Annotated in this window: 1 pseudogene; it reads right to left on the bottom strand. The window is 55.4% G+C overall.

What is annotated here, in order from left to right:
• Window positions 1–637, bottom strand: a pseudogene (locus tag EOA22_RS35805) (glycosyltransferase family 1 protein); the annotation flags it as partial.
• Between the last annotated feature and the right edge of the window lie 139 nt (window positions 638–776).

Genomic DNA, 776 nt, shown 5'->3' with positions numbered 1-776 from the left:
CCCTCGGGTGAGGAATGCCGGCCTGATCGGCTGGGTCCTTTCCTGGCAGCTTTGCCTTGTGAAAAGGTTTCACGTCGATGCTGCTCGGAAAGGGGTAAATAGCCTGATGCAGGCGGCGCTTGGTCTCGAACAGGCTCAGGCCACCGGTGAAAACGAGATCGGCGCGGCGCAGAAGTGCCTTTTCCATCTGCGCCAGTTCGGGCGGCGCATTCTTGAAAGCGGAGAGTTCGTCCATGCAGTCGTAGACGCATATGTCTGGGTCAAGAAACTCCGTGAAGCGGAGAGCCATCGGCGTGTAATACCAGGCGATCAGCCGGCTGTGCGGCATAGAAGCTATGATCTGCTGAACAAACCTCCGCTGCACGGCATCTGATTTCGCGGCCGACGCGCCGAGCGGCAGCACTGGTGTCACGATCAGGATGTTTGGCGATGCCTCGCTCGTCCGCATCTGCGGCTGTGGCAGTTCTTCGAAAACAGGCTCCTCAAAGTAGACCACTCTCTGCTGCTCTGATGCGAGGGTGAGGATATGCTGCGGCCGTTGATGAACGAAATTCCATCGCAAGTGGGAGAAGCAAACCAGTAGATTTTCCCTGCCAGTGTGTTTACTGGCGGATACCCTGCCCAAGGCTGCTTCCATTGAGATGTTCCTTCCCGTAATCTTTAGTTTATGTTACGACTAACATTTGTTAAGCGCGGATCGAGGAGAAATAGACTTCGATGCCAGGTCCTAACTTTCCAGCGCGTGAGTTGTTCCAAGGTGAAGTGAAGTGCTCTCG

The sequence above is a fragment of the Mesorhizobium sp. M7A.F.Ca.US.014.04.1.1 genome (genome assembly GCF_003998745.1).
In the GTDB taxonomy this organism is placed as follows: Bacteria; Pseudomonadota; Alphaproteobacteria; order Rhizobiales; family Rhizobiaceae; genus Mesorhizobium; species Mesorhizobium ciceri.
Note: the sequence above shows the minus strand (reverse complement) of the source record. Positions and strands in the feature narration are given on the sequence as shown.